24 protein-coding genes are annotated in these 25,401 nt (G+C 47.0%); 20 read left to right on the top strand and 4 right to left on the bottom strand.

The window, feature by feature from the left end; genetic code table 11:
• Positions 1-32: 32 nt before the first annotated feature.
• The 6 genes from AC3WU2_RS20220 (at position 33) to AC3WU2_RS20195 (ending at position 5,571) form a co-directional block, all read left to right on the top strand.
• Positions 33-1,328 (top strand): ABC transporter substrate-binding protein, encoded by a 1,296-nt coding sequence (locus AC3WU2_RS20220; protein WP_492456866.1) that lies wholly within the window; start codon positions 33-35, stop codon positions 1,326-1,328.
• 28 nt (positions 1,329-1,356) lie between these two features.
• The gene (locus AC3WU2_RS20215) at positions 1,357-1,998 is read left to right on the top strand and encodes a hypothetical protein (protein ID WP_492456865.1); all 642 of its coding nucleotides are present in this window, start codon (positions 1,357-1,359) and stop codon (positions 1,996-1,998) included.
• A gap of 80 nt (positions 1,999-2,078) precedes the next feature.
• On the top strand, positions 2,079-2,414 hold the full coding sequence (locus tag AC3WU2_RS20210; protein WP_492456864.1) for an ArsR/SmtB family transcription factor: 336 nt from the start codon (positions 2,079-2,081) through the stop codon (positions 2,412-2,414).
• Positions 2,389-3,099 carry an SRPBCC domain-containing protein gene (locus AC3WU2_RS20205; RefSeq protein WP_492456863.1) on the top strand — a complete coding sequence of 237 codons (711 nt, stop codon included), beginning with the start codon at positions 2,389-2,391 and terminating at the stop codon, positions 3,097-3,099. Before AC3WU2_RS20210 ends, AC3WU2_RS20205 begins: the two co-directional genes overlap by 26 nt.
• Positions 3,100-3,149: 50 nt before the next feature.
• Positions 3,150-4,109 carry a carbohydrate kinase family protein gene (locus AC3WU2_RS20200; protein ID WP_492456862.1) on the top strand — a complete coding sequence of 320 codons (960 nt, stop codon included), beginning with the start codon at positions 3,150-3,152 and terminating at the stop codon, positions 4,107-4,109.
• Positions 4,110-4,455: 346 nt separating this feature from the next.
• Positions 4,456-5,571 (top strand): aminopeptidase, encoded by a 1,116-nt coding sequence (locus AC3WU2_RS20195; RefSeq protein WP_492456861.1) that lies wholly within the window; start codon positions 4,456-4,458, stop codon positions 5,569-5,571.
• Between the two features lie 79 nt (positions 5,572-5,650).
• On the opposite strand, the gene AC3WU2_RS20190 is transcribed toward AC3WU2_RS20195, so the two are convergent.
• Positions 5,651-6,625, bottom strand: a complete 975-nt coding sequence (locus AC3WU2_RS20190; protein WP_492456860.1) for a C40 family peptidase — start codon at positions 6,623-6,625, stop codon at positions 5,651-5,653.
• A 181-nt stretch (positions 6,626-6,806) separates the two neighbouring features.
• On the opposite strand from AC3WU2_RS20190, the gene AC3WU2_RS20185 reads away from it, so the two are divergent.
• The 5 genes from AC3WU2_RS20185 to AC3WU2_RS20165 all read left to right on the top strand — a co-directional run bounded on the left by AC3WU2_RS20185 (position 6,807) and on the right by AC3WU2_RS20165 (position 12,248).
• On the top strand, positions 6,807-7,868 hold the full coding sequence (locus tag AC3WU2_RS20185; RefSeq protein ID WP_492456859.1) for an alpha/beta hydrolase: 1,062 nt from the start codon (positions 6,807-6,809) through the stop codon (positions 7,866-7,868).
• A 165-nt stretch (positions 7,869-8,033) separates the two neighbouring features.
• A complete protein-coding gene (locus AC3WU2_RS20180; protein ID WP_492456858.1) occupies positions 8,034-9,662 on the top strand; it encodes a spore germination protein in 1,629 nt (542 codons plus the stop codon).
• 22 nt (positions 9,663-9,684) lie between these two features.
• A complete protein-coding gene (locus tag AC3WU2_RS20175) occupies positions 9,685-10,782 on the top strand; it encodes a GerAB/ArcD/ProY family transporter (RefSeq protein WP_492456857.1) in 1,098 nt (365 codons plus the stop codon).
• A 1-nt stretch (position 10,783) separates the two neighbouring features.
• Positions 10,784-11,998 (top strand): Ger(x)C family spore germination protein, encoded by a 1,215-nt coding sequence (locus tag AC3WU2_RS20170; protein WP_492456856.1) that lies wholly within the window; start codon positions 10,784-10,786, stop codon positions 11,996-11,998.
• A 13-nt stretch (positions 11,999-12,011) separates the two neighbouring features.
• Positions 12,012-12,248 (top strand): hypothetical protein, encoded by a 237-nt coding sequence (locus AC3WU2_RS20165; RefSeq protein ID WP_492456855.1) that lies wholly within the window; start codon positions 12,012-12,014, stop codon positions 12,246-12,248.
• A 17-nt stretch (positions 12,249-12,265) separates the two neighbouring features.
• Here the strand turns inward: AC3WU2_RS20165 and AC3WU2_RS20160 are convergent, their stop codons facing one another.
• From AC3WU2_RS20160 to AC3WU2_RS20150, 3 genes are all read right to left on the bottom strand, one after another.
• The gene (locus tag AC3WU2_RS20160; protein ID WP_492456854.1) at positions 12,266-13,147 is read right to left on the bottom strand and encodes an SPL family radical SAM protein; all 882 of its coding nucleotides are present in this window, start codon (positions 13,145-13,147) and stop codon (positions 12,266-12,268) included.
• Positions 13,148-13,171: 24 nt separating this feature from the next.
• A complete protein-coding gene (locus AC3WU2_RS20155; protein WP_492456853.1) occupies positions 13,172-13,441 on the bottom strand; it encodes a zinc ribbon domain-containing protein in 270 nt (89 codons plus the stop codon).
• Positions 13,442-13,509: 68 nt separating this feature from the next.
• Complete coding sequence (locus AC3WU2_RS20150; protein ID WP_492456852.1) at positions 13,510-14,400, bottom strand: helix-turn-helix transcriptional regulator; 891 nt, start codon at positions 14,398-14,400, stop codon at positions 13,510-13,512.
• Positions 14,401-14,578: 178 nt separating this feature from the next.
• On the opposite strand from AC3WU2_RS20150, the gene AC3WU2_RS20145 reads away from it, so the two are divergent.
• From AC3WU2_RS20145 to AC3WU2_RS20105, 9 genes are all read left to right on the top strand, one after another.
• The gene (locus AC3WU2_RS20145) at positions 14,579-14,995 is read left to right on the top strand and encodes an HIT family protein (protein ID WP_492456851.1); all 417 of its coding nucleotides are present in this window, start codon (positions 14,579-14,581) and stop codon (positions 14,993-14,995) included.
• Between the two features lie 12 nt (positions 14,996-15,007).
• Entirely contained in the window at positions 15,008-15,397 is a 390-nt protein-coding gene (locus AC3WU2_RS20140) for a hypothetical protein (protein ID WP_492456850.1), read from the top strand.
• Between the two features lie 139 nt (positions 15,398-15,536).
• Positions 15,537-16,922 carry an Ig-like domain-containing protein gene (locus AC3WU2_RS20135; protein WP_492456849.1) on the top strand — a complete coding sequence of 462 codons (1,386 nt, stop codon included), beginning with the start codon at positions 15,537-15,539 and terminating at the stop codon, positions 16,920-16,922.
• Between the two features lie 211 nt (positions 16,923-17,133).
• Positions 17,134-18,111: an aldo/keto reductase gene (locus tag AC3WU2_RS20130; RefSeq protein ID WP_492456848.1), complete on the top strand. Its 978-nt coding sequence runs from the start codon at positions 17,134-17,136 to the stop codon at positions 18,109-18,111.
• A 348-nt stretch (positions 18,112-18,459) separates the two neighbouring features.
• Positions 18,460-20,274, top strand: a complete 1,815-nt coding sequence (locus AC3WU2_RS20125) for a sensor histidine kinase (RefSeq protein ID WP_492456847.1) — start codon at positions 18,460-18,462, stop codon at positions 20,272-20,274.
• A gap of 1 nt (position 20,275) precedes the next feature.
• Complete coding sequence (locus tag AC3WU2_RS20120) at positions 20,276-21,796, top strand: response regulator (RefSeq protein WP_492456846.1); 1,521 nt, start codon at positions 20,276-20,278, stop codon at positions 21,794-21,796.
• Between the two features lie 148 nt (positions 21,797-21,944).
• Positions 21,945-23,411, top strand: coding sequence for an ABC transporter substrate-binding protein (locus AC3WU2_RS20115; protein ID WP_492456845.1), 1,467 nt, complete (start codon positions 21,945-21,947; stop codon positions 23,409-23,411).
• A gap of 81 nt (positions 23,412-23,492) precedes the next feature.
• The gene (locus tag AC3WU2_RS20110) at positions 23,493-24,431 is read left to right on the top strand and encodes an ABC transporter permease (protein WP_492456844.1); all 939 of its coding nucleotides are present in this window, start codon (positions 23,493-23,495) and stop codon (positions 24,429-24,431) included.
• Between the two features lie 27 nt (positions 24,432-24,458).
• On the top strand, positions 24,459-25,376 hold the full coding sequence (locus tag AC3WU2_RS20105; protein ID WP_492456843.1) for a carbohydrate ABC transporter permease: 918 nt from the start codon (positions 24,459-24,461) through the stop codon (positions 25,374-25,376).
• The last annotated feature ends 25 nt before the right edge of the window (positions 25,377-25,401 follow it).

Here is a 25,401-nt window from a genome sequence, read left to right as displayed (position 1 = left end):
AGATTATTTTGTATGTGGAGAGAGGGAATGAGATGAGAAAAAGTTCAATAGTATGTTTGATGGTTGCATGTTCCATGAGTTTGGCTGCTTGCTCTGGCGGGCAGAGCGGCGACGAGAAGCAAGAGGGGAAGAAAACCGTCGTCTTATCCGTCTTCAGCGCTGATCCAGTCTATACACAGGCGGAGAAGAAATATGAAGCGAGCCACCCGAATGTGGATATTCAAATTAAGGCACATATGAAGGACCCGAATGCCAGTTATGAAGGGGAGGGGGAAAAATATATTAACATAACCAACACCGAACTCTTATCCGGTAAAGGGGCAGACATCATTGCCTTTGATGTGACGGGATTACCTGTCGTCAAATATGTGGATAAAAAAGTGTTGGTCAACTTGAGCGATCTGATGAAGCAGGATCAGTCTTTTGATGCAAGCCAATATGAGATGAATATTCTGGACGGTGCCAAGATGATTGGAGGCCTCTATACGCTACCTTTACGGTTCTTCTTGGACAGGCTGATGGGAGATGCTAAGGCGATTGAGGATGCAGGCGTGACATTCGACGATTCGAACTGGACGTGGAACGATTTTACAACGGTTGGTAAAAGTTTGGCAGCTACAGGGAGTCGGAAGCATGCAACGGGGAATACGCCTCCGGAGCGGATGTTGAACTATTTGTTCTCGGATAACTACGCAGGGATTGTGAAGGATGAGAAGAGTTTCGACACGAGCGCATTCACAGCACTCATGAAGCAAGTGAAGAAGATGTACGATGATCAAGTCGTCACGAACGCCGAGATTGCTGCAGATGAATCCTACTTTTTGCCTACCATGATTATATCTCCTGAGGATTATTTTGTCGGACCGGCTATGTTCTACAAGAAAGGGAAGATCTATAACAAGCCACGGGCTTTGCAGGAGCAATCGGGAGGTTCATTCATCATGAATAGGACACTAGGGATCAATGCGAACTCGAAGGTTCAGGCGGAGGCGTGGGATTTCATGAAATTCCTGATGTCTGAAGAGGGGCAGACACTGCCGGGACTGCAAGGCTTCTCCATTAACAAATCGGTGAATGAGAAGATGTTCAAGGAACTTGAGAACAAAGGCTCGGTGGAAGCGCCGACGGGATCTTCCGTACCGGTTAGTAAGGAAGAACTCGAAGTTCTTAAACAGATGGTTGTCGATACGAATACAACGGTGAGAGAAGATATGAAGATCCAATCGATCATTGAAGAGGAAGCGAAAGCCTATTTTAGCGGGCAAAAGTCGGAGCAAGCGGTTGCGGAGCTGATCGCAAATCGGATCACAACCTATTTGAATGAGTAATGAAATCATAAGTAAAGGATGATGATGGATGAAAAAATGGATAACGGTGTTATTCGTATTCGGGGTTGTGGCTAGTGTCTCGGCTTGCTCGCTCCCAAGTACACAAGAAACAAAGGCAGAAGTGAATATAGAGGCTACTCCGCAAGATCAACAGGAGAAGCAAGAACAAAAGGATGAGGAGACTGCTGAGAAGGAACAAAAGAATGAAGAAAGCCAGAAGGATGGGCAGGGCATGACAAAAGTATTCTCGGATCTGATGGCATTGAAGCTTCCGCAGGGCCTTGAGGCACAATCGTCAGGCTCCACAAATTCGAAATTGATCTATACCGATAAAACGAATCAAGTGAAGCTCGAAATGCTGCATGATCCTGAGCAACTGGTGACGGATGAGGATATCGATATGGGACGGTTGAAGATGAGAGGGATCTTCGAACAACAATATGAAGGTGTAAAGTTAGAGTGGTTGAAGGATGAGACGCAGCAAGTCCATGGGAAGCACATCGCGATTAATGAGGTCATCGTTCCATCCAAGGCAGGCGACACGTATCATCTCGTTGCTTGGGCGGAACTCGCCGGCGCTTTTCTGGAAATCACATTCACCTGTCCTGCAGATGTGAAGGAGCAATGGCAGGCGTCCGTGCATGAGATGATCGACTCGATTCAGATGTAGAAAAAAGGGCTGTTGACATGGCAAAAACGGTGCCATATACTCATCATATAACCAAAAGGTTATATGATGAGGTGGTACATATGACAGACATCTATCGAGCGATTGCGGATCCGATCCGCAGGCATATCCTTCGTAAGATTGCGCAGCATGAATGTTCTCAGCAAGAGATTGTGCGGGACTTCCCTATTTCTCAGCCTGCAGTCAAGAAGCATCTCGCCATTTTGCAAGAAGAGAATCTTCTGCTCGTTCGCCGAGAAGGCAAGTACTGCTACTATCGCTTGAACACTCCGGTATTTCAACAGGGCTATCAACAACTGCAGAGTGAGCTGGGTCTCATCTTGGAGAATAAGTTGAGCCGATTGAAATATTTTATCGAGGAGGAAGATGGGGATGGGTCTGGAATTCACGAGCGTTAAGCGAGAGATTTATATTCATGCTGCACCAGCGCGAGCATGGAGGGCATTAACGGTTCCTGAGGAACGGAATCGCTGGGAGACAAGACAGTGTAAGATTGATTTGGTTATTGGAGGCCAGGTTGAACTGGATTATGGCTGGGGTGTATCGTACACGGGAACGATTCGCGAGCTCGTGATCAATGAGCTGCTTGTCATTGAAGATGAGAATCGAGATCTGACCCGATGGACGCTTACGCCGCAAGGTGGCGGAACGGTTGTAGGAATTGAATACACTGGATTCTGGGCCGGAGATAAGGGCTTGATGAGGATGGATAACATGGCTTTCGGCACCTACCAATTCATGCGAAATATGAAGTGTGTGCTGGAAGGGGAAGCTGATATCCGGGATACGTTCTGGAATAGTTGGATCGGCGTGAATCATCGAACTCTCTATGAAGACGGAGCCTCCGGTTCTAGCGTAGTGGAAGTTATCCCTCATACCCCTGCGGATGGGATCCTACACGTCGGTGATATTTTGGTTCGTATTCAGGACAAATCCGTGATAAAGTACGACGATGCAGAGTCTCTCATTACATCTGTGCATCCAGGTACGATTCTTCGAATTGTCTTGCTTCGCGCAGGAGATCTGATCGAGCTGGATTTGATTACAGTTCCTTTCGGGAAACGAGTAGCGTCTTCGTCATAGATGGTTATTGGACTAGACAATTATTGAAAGAATTGAAGGTGGATGCTGTTATGGCAGATGTGATAACACTTGGAGAACTTTTAATCGATTTTACACCTTATGGCAAATCCGAAAACGGTCAGCCGTTATTTGAACGCAATCCGGGCGGTGCGCCTGCGAATGTGGTAGCAGCGATTGCGCGGTTGGGAAGCGCATCAGGGTTTATCGGTAAAGTAGGCAACGATGCGTTCGGACAAGGCCTTCGCGACGCGCTCGTAAGCAGCGGGGTCGATACGGCGGGACTCGTCTTATCCGACGCTGCGAATACGACGCTTGCGTTCGTGCACCTTGCGGATGACGGCGACCGTTCGTTTTCTTTCTACCGCAACCCGGGTGCGGACCAGCTGCTGACGGAGGAAGAGGTGCCGTATGAGAGCATTGCGGAAGCGCAGATATTCCATTTCGGTTCGATTTCGATGACGGATGAACCCGTTCGCTCGGCTACGTTAGCAGCAGTACACCATGCGAAGAAGCACGGTGTCTTGGTTTCTTTTGACCCTAATCTGAGACCAGCACTATGGGCAAACGAAGAGCTAGCCAAGGAACAAATCTTCGCCGGACTTCGCCTAGCCGATGTCGTGAAGGTTTCCGAGGAGGAGCTGGAGTTCCTCACGGGTACGGCGGATCTCGAGGCAGGTTCACAGATCCTGTGCGAGCAATTCCCGATTTCTCTGCTGCTCGTTACGCGCGGTGGTGCGGGGAGCTTCTATCGCGCAGGCTTACGGATGGGTGGGCGAGCAGGATTCGCGGTTCAAGCCATCGATACGACTGGCGCGGGCGATGCGTTCATGGCCGGTGCACTGTACAGCATTCTGCTAGCGAACCAGCCGATATCTGCGTGGACCTCGACAGAGCTGGACGCGCTGCTGACGTTCGCAAATGCAATGGGCGGACTAGCGACAACCCGCAAGGGTGGGATCCCAGCAATGCCGACGCTTACGGAAGTGCAAGCATTCATACAGTCGAATTAATAAGAAGTGTCTCTGAAGCATGTGCTGAGCATGAATCAGGGACCTTTTTTTGATTTGAGCTGTTGCAACGGACTCACGTTCCGCTAATGGATCAAAAGAGGTATCCACAGGGGGTTCCGCGGACAGTAGATCCGTTAATTGATTAATAGGACGCAGAGAAGGATGTAATTCTAGCAAATAGCGACTCCTAGGTCCGCGTCTGCATAAATTCTAGTAGGTTAAGTGAATTTAGCGGAACCAATGTCCGTTAGGCAGTGAAGGGACTCCGAAAACAATTAAAGGAAATGAGCTTAACGTTCGCGAATATGGATAACGTTATGAAGCACTCATCAAGAGGATGTCAACCATGAAAGATCCAAGAATCGAGCAGCTTGCTAGAAACCTGATCCAATATTCCGTGAGGCTTGAGCCCGGAGAAAAAATATTAATCGAAGCGGATGGGCTTGAAGTTCCACTCGCGAAAGAATTGATTAAACAAGCGTATGCTGTGGGCGGCGTCCCATTTCTCATCATTCACAATCATGAGTTATGGCGAGAAATCATCCTGAATTGCACCGAAGAACAGATGGCCGCCATGGCTTCGTATGATGTAAATCGAGTGAACGATATGCAAGCTTACATTCTCATTCGAGCAGGGGAGAACATGAGCGAGTACAGTGGGATTCCAGCAGAGAAAATGGCAATCTACCGCAAACATTATGCGCAGCAAATCAACGGTAAACGGTATAACGATACCAAATGGTGTATTGTCCGTTATCCGAATCATGCGATGGCGCAGCAAGCGAACATGTCGCTAGAAGATATGGAGGATCTATACTTTAATGTTTGTAATTTGGACTACGCGAATATGGACCGTGCGATGGATCATTTGGTTGAACTCATGGATCGAACGGATCAAGTCCGAATTGTAGGGGAAGGGACGGACTTAACCTTCTCTATTCTAGGCATGCCATCGTTCAAGGATTCGGGGCAAATGAATCTTCCTGATGGTGAAGTATATACGATGCCGGTGAGAGATTCCGTAAACGGTGTCATCACCTACAACACCCCTTCGCTCAAAGAAGGTTTTGTCTATGAGAACGTGCGCCTAGAAATCAAGGACGGTAGAATTGTGCGTGCCACCGCGAACGATTCCGAGCGAATCAATAAACTGCTAGACATAGATTTCAATGCAAGATATTTCGGAGAGTTCGGCATTGGCGTGAATCCTTATATCGAGAAGCCGATGAAAGACACCTTATTCGATGAAAAGATATGGGGCAGCTTCCACTTCACACCGGGATGTGTTCCAGCACGATCGCCGGGCAACGAGAACTTGTCGGAGCTGCATTGGGACATCGTGCAAATCCAGAGACCAGAGTATGGCGGCGGGGAAATATGGTTCGATGATGTATTAATTCGTAAGGACGGGATGTTCGTTCTTGAATCGTTAGAGGCGTTAAATCCAGACAACTTAAAGTGACTTGGGAGTGAGTTTCGGTATGCAAATTGGTCGAACGACGCGTACTAACGAGTCCTGGGGATCTGCGGTTCTGATTTTGTTATAGAATTTCTCTAGCGGTTACATATCGGCGGAGCCAGTACGGCGTTCTCCATTTCGTAATCGTGACGCCCGGGGGAGATTGATACGTATTTAACATTCTACCGTTGCCAATATCTATGCCTACATGCCCAATTCGATTATCTGAGTAACGGTCACGCCGAAAGAAGATTAAATCGCCCGGTTCAATGTTGCGGATCTTAAGTGCTCGACCCTTGCGCGATTGTAATTCACCGGTGCGAGGCAAGAAAATGCCATTTCGTTTAAAAAGATATTGCGTGTAGGAGGAGCAGTCGAACTTCTTACTCTGCGGATACGGTGCAGCACCAAATTGATAAGGGGTTCCGATCAGCTTCCGACCGAGTGCGATGATTTTGGGAGCAAGCTCGACGTTCTGCTTGATTCGAACGGATCTGGATCGCTTTCCCGTCCGTTGTGAAGGCGAATCAAAATCTAGGGTTGGAATGACGATCTTTGTTCCGGGAGGAATGGGCTGGCGTAAATTTTTATTTTTGGACAACAGTTGCTTGACAGAGGTGTTAAGTAATTTTGCAATACTGCGCAAAGTATCACCTTGCAGTGCGATGAAAAAACGTCCTGGTTGCCGCATGTATACCTGCTGTTTATTTGTATTTGGCGTCACATCCACATTGAACAAACGGTTGATTGAGCGAAGGCTTATGAACTCCCGCTTGTTGAATGTAATAATAGGGTCGATACGAAACTTAACGCTTTCACGTATAGCTGTGGTACCCTTAAGCGGAATTGTAACAAACTCAGAACCATCTGTAACAGTTAATTGGAGGCGATTGGATCTGTAACGATCATATTCTAAGATCTCCAATACATCATTTAACGATAGATAGTAGATACAATTGTTGTTAAGGAGTGTAGTTGCCTGAAAGACCCTTTTTTTTGTGTTAAAGAAATCTTTCTGAAATAGCACCATCCTGACTTTGAGTTTCTTCGTGCCCATTTCGTAATCACCTCTTCACAGTTTACATGACTATAATATGTTCCATTGATCAACATGGTTGTTTAGACGGATAAATAGGCTCATTAAGGATGATTTCATATAGGGCTCCAATAGCGGACAACAGCATGAATATGGTTTGATGATGAATTAATTCGATTAGACGGGTGGGGGTGTTTTCAGAATGCAAATCGGTCGAACAACGCGGATCATGACAGATCGAGATCGGGAGAATCCTTTTGAGCAGGATGGAAGTAAACGACGATTTATGGTGAGTTTGTATTATCCTACGGCAGTCTTGGACAGCCCCATTGACCCAGGGTATCTGGCGCTATTTCATCCGGGTGAGGAGATTGCGATTGATTTTTTCAAGCGCTTCGGTGCAGATACCGACTATTTAACAGCATTAAGAACAGATGTGCATGAGAATGCTCCAATCATTGAAGGGGTGTATCCTGTCATTGTCCTCTCACCTGCCTTTGGCATCGAACGGGATATGTACTGGTGCCACATCTACAATCTTGTTGTGAAGGGTTTTATTGTGATAACCGTTGGGGCTACCTATGATGCGGTGTTCACCGTATTTCCGGATGGGGAACATATTCCACAATTGGAGGCATTGTCTAAACTTCAAAGTTCGGATGTCGAGGAGTGGGAGGCGCTGGTCACGATCCGAACGAAGGATCTATATTACGTGCTTGACCGGCTTCCTGAGCTCAATGACACAGATGCGTTACTTCGAAATAAGCTTGATCTAGAGCGGATGGGCCTGCTGGGACATTCCCTTGGCGGTGCGGCAGTATATCGGGTTCTGAAGGAGAATGCTTCGATCAGAGCAGGGATTCTATTAGACCCGAGTCTTCATCTTCTTGGAACAGACACTTCCCCGCTGACTACACCTATCTTACTGATGCGCCAAAATTCTTCGACTTACGAGATGCTGATCCAAAATGGATGGGATGAGGCACTTGCTCGTGACACGATGAAAGGTCAAGCATGTCTGGATCGAACTCTAGTAGGGTACAAATCCTTTATCAAAATCGATGACGCGAATCATGTTACGTTCAGCGACGTGCCAATCCACTTCAATGAGCCTGGTATCAAGGCCAAGCATCAAATGATGAGTGAGTTGATAGTGTCATTTATGCAAGAATTCGTCTGCGATCAGACTGGCGCGTATACGAAGCGCGTTGGAGCAGTATCGGGAATCAGCCTGATTGATCGGGATGGATATGAAATCAATTGAACCATTGTTGGCCCTTTCTTATGCACTAGAACCGTTCGGTAAGTTCTCCGGGCGGTTTTTTCGTGAGCTTAACCATGGACTATCACCAAATTTATGCATTAAATAGATGGATTTGGAAACGATAAGGGTACTTTTGCACACTATATCTGTTCATATGAGGGGATTATGGATATTCTCAACAACCAAGAATCGAAGGGCCAATCTGCTAACGGTGTCAATAATAACAAGACAGAGGGAAGCCAAAGCAATACTTCAGGGGAAAAACAGGCTCAATTGATCTCGTCGGATCTGCAATCCAATCTCGATATGCTTCATACCCGACTGGGGAATAGTCCGGATATTGTTATTCGGAGGCTAGGGGATCCGGCGGATGGTATGAATAGGAACAGCCAGCAATTTGCGCTTGTGTATGTCGATGGGTTAGTCAATGGTGCAAGCGTCAATGAGCTGATTGCAGAAATATCGAAGCAAACCGAACGCGACATGTTCAAGCTGCAGAACGGTGAAAAGTTCTATCAGTTCTTGAAGAATCATGCGCTTGCGGCTGGGGGAGTTACGGAGACCGATCAAGAGGACAAAGTGCTGCTCTCGATTTTCAACGGAAACGTGGTTGTTCTAGTCGATGGCTGCGCCACAGCACTCCTCGCGGATATGGCAGGCGGGAATTTAAGATCAGTCGAAGAGCCAAGCTCGCAGACGGTTATCCGTGGGCCGAAGGATGGCTTCACGGAAAGCTTGCGAACGAACACATCGTTGATTCGGCGCAAGATCAAATCACCCGATCTTCGCATCGATGCCAAGGTCATAGGGACGCAGACAAAGACCAATATCGCTGTTGTCTATCTAAAGGGTGTGGCGAAAGAAGAAATTGTACAGGAAATCCATCGCCGGCTCGATTCGATCCAGATCGATGGCGTCCTCGAGGGCGCATATATCGAGGAATTTATTCAGGATGCGAAGATTACCGTGTTTCCAACGATGATCAATACCGAACGGCCAGATGCCGCATCCGCGGGGATTCTCGAAGGACAAGTGGTCATTATCGTGGACGGATCACCGTTTGTGCTGCTTATGCCCGTCACGTTCTTTAAATTCTTCCAGTCTAGTGAAGATTATTATCAACGTTACGATATCTCCACGTTCTTACGGATGATTCGTTACGTATCGTTTCTCGTATCGATGCTGCTGCCATCCCTGTATATTGCCATCACGACGTTTCATCAGGAAATGCTGCCAACCACGTTGCTCATTGGTCTAGCCGCACAGCGGGATGGGGTCCCGTTCCCGGCGCTGCTCGAAGCCTTGTTGATGGAGATGACCTTCGAGGTACTCCGTGAGGCCGGCGTTCGAATGCCTCGCGTCATTGGTCCCGCGATATCCATCGTAGGGGCGCTGGTCTTGGGTCAGGCTGCTGTACAAGCTGGTCTCGTCTCGGGAGCGATGGTTATCGTCGTGTCGTTTACTGCGATTGCAAACTTCGTTATCCCGGCGATCAATATGGCCATTGCAGCCCGTCTAACCCGGTTCTTGCTTATGCTTCTTGGTGCGACGTTAGGGCTATTCGGTATCATATCGGGTCTGATGTTCTTACTGATTCATATGGCGAGTCTGCGCTCCTTCGGCTTTCCATACATGGCACCGTTAGCGCCGCTGAGTTATAACAGTCTCAAAGATATCTTCATTCGTGTGCCATGGTGGAAAATGAATACGCGGCCTGAAGCGGCTACGGACAATATCGCAAGGCAGGAGAACGCAGGACAATCGAATCCATCTGATCATCCATCAAACTCATAGAAGAAAGGAAGGGGGGGGACTCATGATCATCAAAATGACGAAGCTGCAGGGGATCTTGTTAATGATGAGCACCATTGCCCCAACAGCAATCTTGTCGGTTCCGAGTGTGGTCGTCCAGTTGTCTGAGCAGGATGCCTGGGTATCCATCATCATTGCAATGGTGGCGGGGGTCTTGTTCTCCCTTCTCATCGGGTCCATCTGTAGACAGAATACACAGACAACGTTCCTAGATTGGCTAAGAGTTCGATTAGGCAGTAAGGCAGGAACGGCTATCGGTATTCTACTCACGTACTATTATTTGATATCCGTCGTGATCGAAATGCGCGAATTTGTTAATTTTATCGGCGAGAATGTATTGTCTAGAACGCCTGTCTATTTCCTCTTAATTATTACGGTAGCCGTTGTCATGTATGGGGTCAGCCAAGGGATCGTCAACATTGCTCGTGTCAATCTGATCGTCCTTCCGGTGTCATTGCTCGTATTTATCGTGACGGGGATTCTGCTACTCAAGAACATTCATATCGAGAACCTGCTTCCCTTGTGGGACCATCCGCTGCGCAAAGTCGCGCAAGGCAGTATGACGCCAACCACGTGGCTCTTGCAAGTGTCTATCCTCTTGTTGATAGCGCCCTTCATGAGTAAACCCGCAGAAGCAGGAAAAGTTGGTATGTGGGGGATCGTATTAACGAGCATCGAACTAGGTATCATTGTTGTTGCGGCGATTACGATTATCGGATCACGTCTTATCTCGATTATGTCGTATCCGACGTTCTATATGATTGGGATCATTCAAATCGGAACCTTTCTAGAACGCATTGATCTTCTGTTCATTTCGATCTGGATTTGCATGATGTATGTCAAAATGTCCATCGTGATGTTCGCGACCTTCCATTGCTTCATTCATACGTTCCGTATCCGCAATGAGAAGCCGTTTCTGCTATGTCTTGGACTTTTTACGATATTAACGACCTTGTATACTTGGCCGAAGTCTGTAGATTTAGCTTATTTCTCGAAAACAGCACTGATCCCTTATGCCATAACGTTTAATGTCCTTATTCCTGTTGTCATTTGGCTTCTTCTTCGCTTTATTAAGCCAAATCCGATGAAAGCAGGGAAATAACATGAAGAAAATAACGGGAATTATCGTGCTGCTCCTTGCATGCAGTCTCATATCGGGTTGTTGGAATCGAATTGAGCTTAACGAGTTGTCGATTGTCTCGGCGTCATCCTTCGATTTTAATGGCAACAAATGGGTGAATTCTTATCAGGTCATCATTCCGTCGGCGATTTCGTCGGGTACAGGTCTTGCAGGCGGCGGCGGCTCACAATCCCCTGTTACGGTATTCTCTTCAGAGGGGAGAACAATTCGAGAAGCCGTCGGCAAGAGCAGTATGGAGACGCCGCGGCAGATGTTTTTTGCCCATAATAGTGCCATAATTATTAGCGAAGAAGTCGCTCGGCATGGGATTAATCAGATTCTCGATTTGCATTTCCGGAATACTGATGCCAGAGAGACCGTCAATGTCCTGATTACGCAAGGCAATGCAAGATCGATTCTGGAACGATTAATCCATACGGAAAAAATACCAGGTCAAGGGATTCGTGAGATCCTGAGTAATGAATCACGTAATACGTCGATCGTTCCAAGTGTCATGTTGTACGAATTGGCGATGGCAATCACGAGTGACGGGAAAGGTGCTGTGATACCGGAAATTGTCTTTGCGGGTAACGACGAGGACGGTAGATCACTGGATGTCCTGAAAAAAACCTATGAGCAGGCGAAGTTAAGAATAGGAAGGCTTGCCGTAATGCGTGGGGATAAATTTGCAGGCTGGTTGACGCGGGAAGAAGGGCTTGGCGTCTCTTTTATTGCGAACAAAGTGCGTTCCAGTAATCTGACATTTCGATGCAAACCAGGGGACAAGACCTATAATATGACCTTTCGCCTCCAGACTTCTGCCACGAAGTTGAAACCCACGTTGCGTAACGGCAAGATGACCATGGGGATCGATATTAAAGGCGCGGGGTATCTCTTGGAGAGCAACTGCGTGACGGACCTCACTCAACCTGCAGCGGTCAAACAATTGGAACAGCAGCTGCAAGAGGAAGTGAAGCAGATGGTGATCCGATCTTGGGAGGCGGCGAAGCGGCTGAAAGTAGATGTATTCGGGTTCGCTGATGCCGTTCATCGCAAATATCCGAGGGAATGGAGAGGAGTAAAGAAGAATTGGGAAGAGACTTTCAGTAAAATCCAAATTGAGCCCCATATTAAGATTTCAATGGATCGCGTCGGGCTCTCCAGCAAAACATTTAAGAGTACAAATTCTGATGAATAGAGATGATTCTACCATGAAAACGGGTTTATGGATTTTGTTCTATGCCATGCTGTTCTACATCGGCACCCGTACGATGCGAAGTAAGGGCTATACCAAAGAACTTGTCTTGTACGTTTGTGTGGTCGGATGGTGTATGTATCTCAGTCTAGCGGATATCTACACATGGACTAAGCTGACCATTGCTTCTCCGATGAATGCCGTTTTTACGCCTGTAGGCAAATGGATCGATCAACTGTGGAAGGCTGGGTAAGCCCACACTGATTTTTGTTAGAATAATTCAAGCTGCTCGGGTCCTCGCTCCCACTTGTAAGCAGCGATGATCTCCGGCATGCGATAAGTTATTCCGCGTTTCTCACATTCCTCTTGGAAGACCCATTCTAGCTGCTGCCGACGCTTCGACATGCAGCTGTAGCGAATCCCGTATGTGCGAATATATTGCGCTTTGAGTCCTGGATACAGCTTGTCCAGCCAACGAAAATAATGATCTCGTTGATTCTCCCTCAGTGTCATTCCAAACGACGGGTAAATGTATTTCGCCCCAGCCTCATAAGAACGACTTATAATCTCACGAATATTGGATGCATGATCCGTAATGAACGGTAGGATAGGCATGAGCAATACCCCAGCATAGATTCCGGCTTCGGATAATTCCTTCAAGGCTTGGAAACGATCCGAAGCCGGAGAGACACGCCGTTCAATTCGCTGACTGAGCGTATCATCTGCTGCGGTGATCGATAGACTGACATTCACAGGCGCCTGCATCTGGGTGAGGGCGAGACGTTCGATATCCCGCGTAACAAGCTTACTTTTGGTCGCAACCGACACGCCGAACCCATACTGATGAATGAGCTTTAGTGCATTTCTTGTGAGCTGATGATCCGGTTCATCATGATTGTAGGGATCGCTCATCGAGCCCATGCCAATGACACCTTTATGGCGCTTGCTGGCGAGCTCTCTGCGGAGGATGTCCTCCGTGTTGGCTTTACCACGCACGATGTCAAAATGCTCAATCCCGTAACAGCTGCTCCTGGAATCGCAGTATATGCAGCCATGGTGACAACCACGGTACAAATTCATCGTATAGTCATGTCCGAACCAATCGTAATGCTTATTTTTGATCAGCAGGCCTTTGGTATGTGCCCATTCCATCTCGCTCACCTATTATGTTTGAATTTATTGAGCTGCCCAGCGCTTCAGCTGTGGGAAAAAATCCTTCATACTGTGCCTCGCGGCTTCTTCGGTCATTCCCGGATTCCCATCGACCATATGTGGCACACAGGATTCAATCATTTCTTCCATCGACATCTCCGCTGTAAAATTGCCCTCTTGGTAGCAATACGTACAATATGTTTCGTTCTTGCTTCCATCCGCATTGGTCCCGAGCAGCTGCTCGTTCCCTCCCATTGGCATGCCACAGCTCTGACAAAATGTTGTTGATCCCATCTCATATCTTCCCCTTTCGCGTTGTTAGGTTCATTGTACGAGATGTAATGTGACAACTGAATGTCATATTATAAATATCGCTTCGCGGCGAGTTGGAGCCGTTCACTAATGAGGGTACGAAGGTGTACAGGTTCTAACACCTCGGCATAATGGCCGAAGGACAACACATGGCCATACACCCATTCATCCTCGGGGTATTCGGCTATGACGATGAAGTTACCGTCCTCATCTCTCGTGAGCTGACGCTCGTCATATTCATCGTAGAGCCGATAGGCTTGCGAAGCATCGATGCGTAGAACTAGCCGCACGGCTGCGGCTTGACTTGCCTGTTGCTCATGGAACGACGGAGGAAGTTCGCGATCGAAATGCTCCTCGAGCAGCTCGATGTGCTTCATGCGCGTCAGCTTGAACAGTCTCATGGCTTGCTTTTGCCGGCAGTAGCCTTTGATGTACCAGGTTCTATGTTTGAACCATAGCTGAAGCGGCTCGACGGTTCGAATGGAGTTCTCGCTGCTGCTGTTGAAGTACACGAACCGAATGACCAAGCGTTGTAGGATCGCGGTACGCAGCAGCTGGTAATGGTCTGAATTGTCCTCACCCCAATGGGACAGATCGACCTCGATCCAACTGGGCATCGTCTTATTGAAGAAGCCGCTGAGCTTCGCGAGCACTTGCTCCATATCGCCCGTGACGGCATTCAGCCCGGATAGCGATGAGAGAATTTCCTCTTGCTCTTGTTCGGATAACATCGACTTGTTCAGGACGAAGTTATCGAGGAGCCGGATGCCGCCTCCTTTACCTTTGAGCGTATAGACCGGTATGCCGGCTTCGCACAAGGTATCGATGTCCCGGTATACCGTGCGCGGAGACACTTCAAAATGGTCGGCAAGCTCCTTGGCGGTGACCGTCTTCTTATGCATGAGGAGATAGACGATCTCGAACATCCGATGGATTTGCATGGGTTACATCACCTCCACGTCACTATATCATAATTCATCATTTGGAAGATGGTGGATTTATGCAGATAGATCATATAATAGTGGAAAAGGTACATCGAGTATGTTATTTAGACAGCAAGGAATATGAAAATACTAAATCGAATAAGAAATTACCCTTTAGGAAGGAGTGATGGTGTACATGGAATGTTTAGGATGTAGAATTGCTAACGGTATTGAACCCAACTTGAATATTGTTTATGAAAACGGACTTATTACTTGTGTGCTTGATATTGCTCCGTTTAATGAAGGACATACTCTAATCCTTCCCAAAAAGCATTATAGGGATGTCGAAGAGATGGATTCAGAGACTGCCTATGCTATCATGGATGCTTCGAAAAAACTTTCAATTGCCTTGAAGAGCTTGTTTAAACCTGACGGTATAAGAATTTGTCAAGATGGAGGGAAATTTAACGACCTTACCCATTACCATATGCATCTCATTCCAAGGTACGAAGGCGATGGATTTACCTGGGGTGAGCCATTACACCCGCATGGTGCTGAAAAACGATTAAGCCAAACCAAAGATAAGATTCTAAAGGCATTAAGTGAGGAATGAAGGAGTCGATAAATGAACGATTTCATAGCGCAGCAGTATCGTAGAGGTCGTCAGCTTGCAAGAGGGTTAACGCTATTAAATTTGGCATTAATCTTGATTGTTGAGATCTTAAGCTTAAGAGAGGGCGTATATTCGAATCTCCTCGGGAGCATTGTGTGGATTGTCATTTGCATAGGTATCTATCTCGGTAGTGTAAAAGCGAAATGGGTGTTTATCGTGTTTTCTATCCTGAACATTCTTTTATTCATCTGTGGACTGTTGCTGGGCGCGATTAGCGGGCAGTTCACTACAGGTCTATTTATTGTCTCCATATTAACGTTAGTCTGCCAGCTCGTGACTTCGATTCTGCTCATTTCCTCTTCGAGTGTGAATGATTTTCTCTATAGACAAGCGAATGGATAACGCATCAGGTGTACTCGGATGGCATCCAATTTTATTTAAAAGCAACAATTTTTCTCATTAACAGCCGTTATATGAAGTAGAGCCTATTCGAATAAGGCATCGAAATGATATAACCAGGCAGTTGTGAGAGGAGAAACTTATGAAGTCAGTATTTGAAGTAGGAAAAGGCCAATTTCGTATTGGAGTGTTAGTTGTATGTTCTATGCTGATGCTGATCCTTGCCATATCATGTCCGGCAAGCACACAAGCCAAGAGCAATGCTGTGGCGGCTTCATTTAAATTGATAGCTGCGCCCCAGTCGCTAAATCTCGTCATTGGACAGGAAGCCAATCTTCCAAAAGTAAACGCCTTGTATAAGGACGGCAAAATCGAGGACGTGACGGGATCCATCACGTGGCAGTCCAGTTCGGATGTGCTAAATATCAGCGGAGGCAAGGTGAGCGGCAAATATGCAGCCACAGCTAAGCTGAAAGGTACATACGGCAATCAGACGGTTACCGTTCCCGTTCAAATCCAAGAGGATTTCGTGAAATATGAAACGGAGCCATCTTCCGTCACATTAAGTGCAGGTTCCTCTAAGCCGATTAAAGTAACGGGCTACTACGCAAGTGGGAAAAAAGTAGCGATCACAACGAAAATCAAGTGGAGTTCTGGGAATGATCAAGTTGCGAAGGTTAGCGGTACGACGATAAAGGGAATAGCGGAAGGTAGCACGACCGTGACGGGCGTTATGGGCGAGAAAAAGTTCGAGATTCCCGTGCAGATTACGCCGAAGATTATCAAACTAACCGTAACCCCTGCGAAGCTGGTTCTGACGCCCGGTAAATCGGCCACGTATTCCGTTCAGGCGGTTTATGAAGGTGGACGCACGGTGGATGTCTCTTCCCAGGTGACGGCTAAAGCAGACGGCAAAGGCATTCAAGTGAGCAACGGCACAGTATCGGCGACCGGTCAGTCCCAGGGACAGGCCAGCGTCAAACTGTATTATGGAGGAAAAGGCGTGTCGCTTCCAGTCACCTTGCAGGAGAGCTTGGTGAGTATCGAAGTGCAGCCTGCCTCTCTCGTGATGGAAGCCGGCTCTTCTAAGCCCATCAAAGTGATCGGCACCTATTCCAGCGGTAAAAAGGTGTCGCTTGCAAGCAAGGTGGCATGGACATCCGCAAACGCGCAAATTGCCAAAGCCACAGGATCAAACGTAAAAGGATTGGCAGAAGGTACGACAACGATCGTCGGCAGGTACGGTGATCGCACATTCGAGATCCCGGTCCAAGTCACGCCTAAGCTGCAGAAGTTGAAGGTCACGGCATCGACATCAAAGCTTGCTCTAAATCAGACAACAACTTATCAAGTACTAGCCGTGTTCAGCAGTGGGAACAGCACCGATGTATCGTCGCTCGCAAAGGCAAAGTCGAATGGTAAGGCGACTGCCAATCAGGGCACGATTACCGCGGTGAGCAAAGGCAAGGACGTCATCACATTTAGCTATGGCGGTAAAAATATATCTTTGCGTATAACGATAGAGTAGCATCGAGACGTTATAAATAATCCTCGAATCCCCCAATTTATGCCCTAGTGCCCTTAGTGTACTAGGGTGTTTTTCTCGAGTTAAAATTTGTCCGGACTGTTTAAGCGAAATATCGCGAGCATGTAAAAAATTCGTATGATTGCATCCAACCTGTGTATAATGGATGTGAATATCGTCATATTTCTCACATGCACAGGAGGCTATACAACTTATGAAGATCATACCTTTACAACAACGCGGTATTGCTGCAAGCCGAGTGATTATGGGATGCATGCCGTTCGGTGGCGGTTGGAACCGTGACCCACTCTTGGCGGAAGATGTATTGAAGGCGGAGAAGGCGTTGGATGCAGCAATGTCTATCGGCATCTCCATGATCGATCATGCGAATATCTATACGATGGGTAAAGCAGAAGAGGCCTTCGGCCGCATTCTGAAGAACAGACCTGAGCTGCGTGAACAGCTCGTGATTCAGACCAAATGCGGCATTCGATTCGGAGAAGGCGACGTTCCTGGACGATTTGATTTCTCCAAAGAGCATATCCTAGAATCCGTCGATGCTTCACTTAGTCGTCTTAGCGTTGATTATCTGGATGTGCTGCTGCTGCACCGTCCAGACCCTCTAATGGAGCCTGAGGAAGTGGCAGAAGCGTTCGGCAAATTGAAAGCATCGGGCAAAGTGAGATATTTCGGCGTATCGAATATGAGTGCGGCGCAAATTCGTTTCTTGCAGAGCGCATTACCTGAGCCGCTTGTCGTGAATCAGTTGGAAATGAGTCTTGCGAAGCTCGATTGGCTCGATCAAGGGGTTCATGTGAACCAACAAGCGGGCGTGAATGTGAACTTCTCCGAGGGGCTGATGGAATATTGCCAGATGGAGAAAGTTCAGATTCAAGCTTGGGCACCGCTTGCGCAAGGTCGATTCACAGGTCGCAGCGTGGAAGGCGAACCTGCGAATATTCAAGCAACAGCAGCGATGGTTCAGCGGGTGGCAGCGGAGAAAGGTACGACGCCGGAAGCGATCGTGCTGGGTTGGCTGATGCGTCACCCTGCGGGGATTCAACCGGTGATTGGATCGTCGAATGTGGAGCGGATCTTGGCGACCAAGGATGCTGAGCGCCAAGCACAGCTGATGACGCGTGAAGAGTGGTATTCACTCTATGTTAGTTCACGTGGCGTGAATATGCCTTAAGCTTTCGAATTCGAAAGACATATGGTTTATAGGTAGTGAAGTGAAAAGTGCGATCCAAGGGAGAAACCCCTTGGATCGTTTTTGTGTTGGTGCTGCGTCGGTGATCGATGTGGGTAGGTCTGCCGTGTGTACACGCATCGTCCGGTGTGCTATTCAAAAAGTTCAACTCAGCACCGATGTAGAACTGAAAGGGGATTATCAGAGGATGGAGAAGCGTCAGCGACCGGAACCTCCAGCCATTCCCCACCTATGCGCTAAAGAACGGGGTTCGACCCGTGGTATTATTTCGACTTCTATGCAAGTCGTGATATAATCAACTACTGACTAACGTATGAAGGGATGTACAGGATGAAATTAGGCAGCCTCTACCGCACACATTTTCAAAACAACTTGTTCATGAAGCTGATTCTTCTGTTCTCCTTCATCACGATCGTGACCATTATTACATTCTCTTATTTGATGTTCCGCTCCATGTCCGAGACGGTGATTAATCGGGAGCTGGAAAGTCAACAGCAAGCGATGCAGCGCGTCAATAGCTATATTTCGTCGAAATACGATGCCGTGCATATGATGGTTGAAGGCGTGTACCGAGATTCGGTGTTGTCGGCTGGCGTAACGTATTTCCTGGAGCATCCATTCCAAGAGTACATCCAGTATAATCTGGATCAATATTACCGAAATTCGAACAGTGTATGGTCGGAGACGCTCCAATATTTCAAGAACAAGATGGAAGACGACGAGGATATCAGCAACCTCATCCTATACAGCTCGGGACAGCAGACGATGTACGAATATAATCAGTACCAGCAGCTCAAGGTACGGAAGACGGATGTCGTACATACCTATATCCCCAACGTGATGGCACTGGAAGGCGGCAACATCACGCTCCCGAATCCATGGGTGCGCAAGGCGCTCGATCAGTGGAATACGCATTTGTTCTCGCTTCGGTTGCAGCTCAATGATAAACAGTCCCTGACGAATATCGGCCAACTGCTCGTGTTCTACAATTCGGACAGCATTTGGAAGACACTCATCGATTTGAAGGATACGCTCAAAGGCCGGATCCTCGTGCTCACGACCGATGGCGGCGTATTGTTCGATTCACTCGGACAGATGTACGGGCAGACCTACCCGGATATGACGGCGATTAACTCTTTCTATGAGAGCAGTGAGCTGGTGAATAATCAGTATATGACCAAGCTGACGCAGAATAAAGGTGGCTATATGGTCCTCGGCATGATCTCACAGGAGGAGATGCAGGCCTCCTATAACGGCGTACGCAATACGATTCTAAGCGTCAGTGCCATTTGTATCCTTGTCGCAATCCTGTTCCCATCGATCTTCATCATACGGTTCGCTAGACGGACGAACGAGATTATTCGCTTCACCCAAGAGGTGAAGGAAGGGAACTTGACCGCCCGTATTCATGATCCGAAGGAGGATCAACTTGGACAGATTGCGCATAGCTTCAACGATATGCTATTGGATCTGAATCAATACATCGATCGGGTTTATAAGGCAGATATTAAGCAAAAGCAGACAGAGCTTATGGCCTTGCAAGCGAGGATCAATCCACATTTTCTCTATAACACCCTAGAAGTCATTCGGATGCGGGCGATCTCGCAAGGAGCACAAGATGTTGGTGAGATGATCTACAGTTTATCGGCGCTATTCCGCAGCTTCGTGCACCAGAAGGAGATTTATTTACTGAAGGATGAGCTTGAAGCGTGCCGATTATATTTGGAATTGTTCCGAATCCGCTACAAAGATAAATTCTCGTACACGATTGAATGCGACTTCGAGCTTAGTAACAAAAAAGTATTGCAGATGTCGCTTCAACCGATTATTGAGAATTATATTGTCCATGGGCTTCGCAGCGATCAGATGGATAATGTTATTCATATCCGCGCGATGCGCTGTGACGAGGGGATTCTCGTACAGATTGAGGATAACGGTCATGGGATTACCGTGGACCGATTAGAACAAATTCGTGCCTCGCTGCACCCTGATGCGCCAGAAGGCCAATCGTTCGGACTTCGCAGCGTACATGATCGGCTTCAGCTTTTGTACGGCAGTCCCTATGGGATTGAACTTCAGAGTCGGGAAGGGGAAGGCACGATTGTGAAGGTGCTCCTACCAGACATCGAAGAGAAGGAGAGTTAAGATGTATAGAGTATTTATTGTCGATGACGAGCCCTTTATTATCGAGGGCCTATACGATATTATCGATTGGTCCGGGCTGGGTCTCGAGATTGTCGGCCATGCCGAGAACGGACGTAAGGCACTGGATGCGATGAAGCAGACGCTCGTCGATATTCTGATTACGGACATTTCGATGCCCGTGATGAATGGCCTTGAACTCATTCGCGGAGCGAGAGAATTCCACGATGAGCTTAAGGTTATCGTGCTTAGCGGGTTTAATGAGTTCACGTATTTGAAAGAAGGTATGCGTCTCGGGATTGAGAACTATCTGCTCAAACCGATCAATGTCGAGGAGCTGCGTGCAACGCTGCTGAATACCGTTGAGAAGCTGAATACGTTCCGGGAAGAGCGAATGATCACGGAATTCAGCACGCAAATTCTGAAAGACAATACGCTCCATCGCTGGGTCACGAATCAGATTGGTCCCGTGGAATTCAAGGAACGGATGGATCTGCTCGATATCACGTTCAATGCACCTTATATTGCAGCCGTCGTATTCAGTCCGGAGAGCAAGCAGCCTGAGGTGTTCGAACTCGTTGCAAGACAATTGAAGCATCACAAGACGTATACCTGCTTCCGCGATATAGACGGGGATCTAATTTTGCTTGCGTGCATCCAGGACCCTGACCAAGGATTTGCAGAGCTGAAGGCGTGGTTGCAAGAGCTGCATGATCGACTCAGTAACTACCATCCGCTTCGGATCTCAATCGGCAGTATGGAATCTCTTCCTCAGAACGCAGGAACAAGCTACTTGAATGCGAAGAAGACGCAGGCCTATTTCTGGATTTATCCGGACCAAGATATGATGGATTATAGTGAACTTCCGATTCGACAGGAGCTTGAACGGGTTGATTTTACACTGGATTGGGCACAGTATACCAAGCTGCTTATTGCCAAGGACCACGAAGCACTGCACCAATTGATCCGAGAGGATTTCAGTCGAATTCAGAGTCTCCCCGGCATCATGCCGCACGATGTGCAGAACATTGCGCTTGAAATGATCGTTCGGTTCAAGGTGGAACTGAAAGCGATACGCCATACTGAAGAGACGGATCTGTTCCATGACGCATTCGATCAAGTTCGGACAGCAAGCACGATTGACGATTTGAGTGAAGCCATTCATAGCGTGTGCGATACGGCGGTCGAATTTCTTATCTCCGATGTGAAGAGTCCCGTTGTGCAGCAGGTGCTCAATTACATTCACAAATCGTACGCCGAAGAATTGTCGCTCAAGCTAATGGGTCAGCAATATAACATCCATCCCGTGTATTTAGGGCAGTTGTTCCACAAGGAGACGGGCGAGACTTTTACCGAATACATTAATAAATACCGGATCGATAAAGCGAAGGAAATGCTCAAGACAACGCACTTGAAAGTCCACGAAATTGCGCGGAATGTGGGCTATTGGGAGACAGGATACTTCTACAAACAGTTTAAGAAATATGTGGGAATCTCCCCAACGGAATACAAAGGACTGCTCTAATCAATAATTAGAGTAGTCTTTTTTTTCTTTAGTTTGGACATAGATCATTTACTTTGTCGCCTATTTGAAAATGCTTTCATGAGGTACTGTAAATATATCCCCAAACGGGGGTCAGTCATTGAGAAGTACAACAGGAGGGAAACAAAAAATGAGTAAAGTGAGAAAAAGTTTTGTAACGACTTTAGTGCTGATGTTAGCGCTATCATTATCCCTAAGTGCATGCGGGGGCAAAAAAGAAGAGAGCACTGGAACACCTGAGAAACCCGTAGAACTGATCTGGTACACGATCGGTACACCACAAAAAGATGTGGATCGTGTGATGGAAGAGGTTAGCAAATATACAAAAGAGAAAATCGGCGCAACTGTAAAAATGAACATGATCGACTGGGGTGACTACACTCAGAAAATGCAAGTTATGACGGCTTCGGGTACACCGATGGACCTCATGTTCACGTCATCATGGGCATTCGACTATGTACAAAATGCACGTAAAGGCGCATTCCTGCCGATCGATGACCTACTGAAAAATCAAGGAAAAGGCATCGTAGACACACTTGATCCGGCATTCCTTGAAGGCTCCAAAGTTGACGGACACAACTACGGTGTTCCTGCGAACAAAGAGCTTCCAGCACAATCCGTATGGCGCTTCAACAAAAACCTTGTTGATAAATACAAATTGAACCTGGATAACGTAGGTTCCCTTGAAAGCCTAGAGCCTTTGCTTAAAACAATCAAAGAAAACGAGCCAGGTACGTATGCACTTGCAGTAGACAAAACATTTAACCCGATCGTTCCTTTCGATTACATCATCGAGAACATGCCGATGGCGGTTAAAGTTGGCGATAAAGATCTGAAAGTCGTTAACATCCTTGAAACACCTGAGATGAAGCAAACGCTTGAAACCATGCATAAATACTACAAAGCAGGTTACATCCCAACAGAAGCTGCAACATTGACTTCCTTGTCTGATGTACAAGCTACAGGTAAATGGTTAACAGATAAAGCAACGAACCAACCGTTCGCAGATAACCTTTGGTCCCAAAGCCTTGGCTACCCTGTCGTATCCAAAGCTGCTAGCCCAGCGTTGATCTACAACTGGTCCGTTATGGGTTCGATGCAAGCGATCTCTGCGAACTCGAAATACCCTGAGAAAGCAATGGAATTCTTGAACTTACTGAATACAGACCCTGTACTTCGTAACATGATTGACTCTGGTATCGAAGGCGTTCACTACAAAAAAGTAGGCGACGATGCCATGGAAAACTTGCCAGAATCCAAGAACTACGATATGCCGACATTCTCCCTTGGTAACGTAATGCTCACATACCGTGACAAGAACGACCCTGAGAACAAATGGGATGAGTTCAAAAAATTCAACGATTCGGGTGAAAAAGCACCTCTTCTAGGATTCAACTTCGACCCATCCAAAGTAACAACGGAAATCGCAGCAGTACAAAACGTTAAAGAAGAATTCTGGGCATCGCTTATGACAGGAACTGTGGATCCAGATAAATTCATTCCACAAGCAACTGCGAAATTCAAAGCTGCTGGCTTAGATAAAATTATTGCTGAAGCACAAAGTCAAGTGGATGCTTGGAAAGCTTCGAAGAAATAAACGTCACAAGATATAAATGAATTGGGCGGATGTTGATCATTCGCCTAATTCATTCTCAACTTTGATTCGAGAGGTGATCGTATGAAAAGGATCGGCGGATTCTTCAAGGATATCAATAAGAATAAAGTACTTCTGCTGATGGCTTTGCCGGCGACCTTATGGTTCCTGTTCTTCTCCTATTTGCCAATGGCCGGGGTTGTTATTGCATTTAAGGAATACCGTAACAGCCGTGATGGGTTCTGGGCAAGTATTATAGATAGCAAGTGGGTAGGATGGGATAACTTTAAGTTCTTATTTAGTACCAATGATGCCTATATCATTACACGTAACACGTTATTATATAACATCTTTTTCATTATTGTCGGTCTAGTGCTTGCGGTAACGATGGCGATTATCCTCGCTGAGATTACGAATAAGAAGCTAGCTAAAGTCTATCAGACCGGTATGTTCCTGCCTTATTTCTTATCTTGGGTTATTGTTGGTTATTTCGTGTTCAGTTTCTTGAGCTTTGATAAAGGGATGATCAATCAAATCGGCAGTTGGTTCGGCGCAGAGCCAACGCAATGGTATACCGAGAAAGCATACTGGCCATTTATCATTATTCTAGTCTTCCTATGGAAGTCCGTTGGGTATAACAGCGTTGTGTATTTAGCGGCGATCATGGGGATTGATAAATCACTCTATGAGGCGGCAATGATCGACGGGGCTAGCAAATGGCAGCAAATTCGCAACATTACTCTCCCAATGCTTAAACCGCTGATGACCATTCTAACATTGCTTGCAATTGGACGTATCTTCTATGCAGACTTTGGTCTCTTTTATCAAGTACCAAGAGATTCGGGTGCACTCTACTCTGTCACGAACGTTATCGATACGTACGTATACCGTGGTCTCAAAGCAACAGGTGAGATTGGCATGAGTACAGCAGCAGGATTATATCAATCAGTGATCGGATTTACGCTTGTTATTGTCTCGAACTGGATCGTTCGCAAATGGGACAAGGACAACGCATTATTCTAAGGATCGCCTTGGAAGGAGGAAATGGTTATGTCGACAAAAGCGCTTAAATCGCGTGATTTCCATAAATTACCCACCGGGTTAAATGTCGTGTTTAATGTTATAGCTGGGTTGTTCGCCTTTGCCTGCGTCTTCCCGTTCTTATTCGTTACCATCATCTCGTTCACGGACGAGCAATCTCTTGCGGCGAACGGGTATAGTATCTTCCCAGAGAAATGGAGCCTTGACGCTTACCGTTATCTATTCAAAGCAGGAGATCAGTTGTTTCGTTCTTACGGGATTACCATTGCCGTTACGATTATAGGTACACTCGTCAGCTTGATTCTAACGGCAACATTTGCTTATGCGATTTCCCGCAAAAGCTTCAAATATCGTAATTTCTTCGGCTTCTTCGCCTTCTTTACGATGTTATTCAACGGTGGACTTGTTCCGACGTATATCGTTGTAACGCAATTGCTTGGCATGAAGGATACATTGCTTGCGCTAATCCTGCCGATGGCAGGGAACGCCTTCTATATTATGATTATGCGAACCTTCTTCGTCACCTCGGTGCCGGAAGCCATTATTGAATCCGGGAAAATTGACGGTGCAGGCGAGTTCGGAATTTTCTGCCGACTTATTCTGCCGTTGTCCTTACCGGGTCTTGCAACCATCGGACTATTCAGTACATTAGGATACTGGAATGACTGGTTCAACGCGTTGCTGTATATTGATAATCCGGATCTTGTACCACTGCAATCGATGCTTATGCGGATCGAGAACAGTATGCAGTTCCTTCTACAGAATACGAATAATCCATCCTTGGGTGTGGGCATAATGCAATCCTTGCCAGCGGATACATCACGGATGGCGATGGTCGTACTCGCGACTGGGCCGATTATCTTCGCTTATCCTTTCTTCCAACGTTATTTCATTCAAGGTCTAACGATTGGTGCGGTAAAAGAGTAAAATTGTGTGTTCAAAAAGTCAACTT

The sequence above is a fragment of the Paenibacillus sp. EB106-05-06-XG162 genome, assembly GCF_058791655.1.
This window is presented reverse-complemented; position numbering and strand designations above follow the sequence as displayed.

Excerpts from the sequence above, each read along its gene's own strand:
- AC3WU2_RS20220 (WP_492456866.1), top strand. The coding sequence starts at position 33 with ATGAGAAAAAGTTCAATAGTATGTTTGATGGTTGCATGTTCCATGAGT.
- AC3WU2_RS20215 (WP_492456865.1), top strand. The coding sequence starts at position 1,357 with ATGAAAAAATGGATAACGGTGTTATTCGTATTCGGGGTTGTGGCTAGT.
- AC3WU2_RS20210 (WP_492456864.1), top strand. The coding sequence starts at position 2,079 with ATGACAGACATCTATCGAGCGATTGCGGATCCGATCCGCAGGCATATC.
- AC3WU2_RS20205 (WP_492456863.1), top strand. The coding sequence starts at position 2,389 with ATGGGTCTGGAATTCACGAGCGTTAAGCGAGAGATTTATATTCATGCT.
- AC3WU2_RS20200 (WP_492456862.1), top strand. The coding sequence starts at position 3,150 with ATGGCAGATGTGATAACACTTGGAGAACTTTTAATCGATTTTACACCT.
- AC3WU2_RS20195 (WP_492456861.1), top strand. The coding sequence starts at position 4,456 with ATGAAAGATCCAAGAATCGAGCAGCTTGCTAGAAACCTGATCCAATAT.
- AC3WU2_RS20190 (WP_492456860.1), bottom strand. The coding sequence starts at position 6,625 with ATGGGCACGAAGAAACTCAAAGTCAGGATGGTGCTATTTCAGAAAGAT.
- AC3WU2_RS20185 (WP_492456859.1), top strand. The coding sequence starts at position 6,807 with ATGCAAATCGGTCGAACAACGCGGATCATGACAGATCGAGATCGGGAG.
- AC3WU2_RS20180 (WP_492456858.1), top strand. The coding sequence starts at position 8,034 with ATGGATATTCTCAACAACCAAGAATCGAAGGGCCAATCTGCTAACGGT.
- AC3WU2_RS20175 (WP_492456857.1), top strand. The coding sequence starts at position 9,685 with ATGATCATCAAAATGACGAAGCTGCAGGGGATCTTGTTAATGATGAGC.
- AC3WU2_RS20170 (WP_492456856.1), top strand. The coding sequence starts at position 10,784 with ATGAAGAAAATAACGGGAATTATCGTGCTGCTCCTTGCATGCAGTCTC.
- AC3WU2_RS20165 (WP_492456855.1), top strand. The coding sequence starts at position 12,012 with ATGAAAACGGGTTTATGGATTTTGTTCTATGCCATGCTGTTCTACATC.
- AC3WU2_RS20160 (WP_492456854.1), bottom strand. The coding sequence starts at position 13,147 with ATGGAATGGGCACATACCAAAGGCCTGCTGATCAAAAATAAGCATTAC.
- AC3WU2_RS20155 (WP_492456853.1), bottom strand. The coding sequence starts at position 13,441 with ATGGGATCAACAACATTTTGTCAGAGCTGTGGCATGCCAATGGGAGGG.
- AC3WU2_RS20150 (WP_492456852.1), bottom strand. The coding sequence starts at position 14,400 with ATGCAAATCCATCGGATGTTCGAGATCGTCTATCTCCTCATGCATAAG.
- AC3WU2_RS20145 (WP_492456851.1), top strand. The coding sequence starts at position 14,579 with ATGGAATGTTTAGGATGTAGAATTGCTAACGGTATTGAACCCAACTTG.
- AC3WU2_RS20140 (WP_492456850.1), top strand. The coding sequence starts at position 15,008 with ATGAACGATTTCATAGCGCAGCAGTATCGTAGAGGTCGTCAGCTTGCA.
- AC3WU2_RS20135 (WP_492456849.1), top strand. The coding sequence starts at position 15,537 with ATGAAGTCAGTATTTGAAGTAGGAAAAGGCCAATTTCGTATTGGAGTG.
- AC3WU2_RS20130 (WP_492456848.1), top strand. The coding sequence starts at position 17,134 with ATGAAGATCATACCTTTACAACAACGCGGTATTGCTGCAAGCCGAGTG.
- AC3WU2_RS20125 (WP_492456847.1), top strand. The coding sequence starts at position 18,460 with ATGAAATTAGGCAGCCTCTACCGCACACATTTTCAAAACAACTTGTTC.
- AC3WU2_RS20120 (WP_492456846.1), top strand. The coding sequence starts at position 20,276 with ATGTATAGAGTATTTATTGTCGATGACGAGCCCTTTATTATCGAGGGC.
- AC3WU2_RS20115 (WP_492456845.1), top strand. The coding sequence starts at position 21,945 with ATGAGTAAAGTGAGAAAAAGTTTTGTAACGACTTTAGTGCTGATGTTA.
- AC3WU2_RS20110 (WP_492456844.1), top strand. The coding sequence starts at position 23,493 with ATGAAAAGGATCGGCGGATTCTTCAAGGATATCAATAAGAATAAAGTA.
- AC3WU2_RS20105 (WP_492456843.1), top strand. The coding sequence starts at position 24,459 with ATGTCGACAAAAGCGCTTAAATCGCGTGATTTCCATAAATTACCCACC.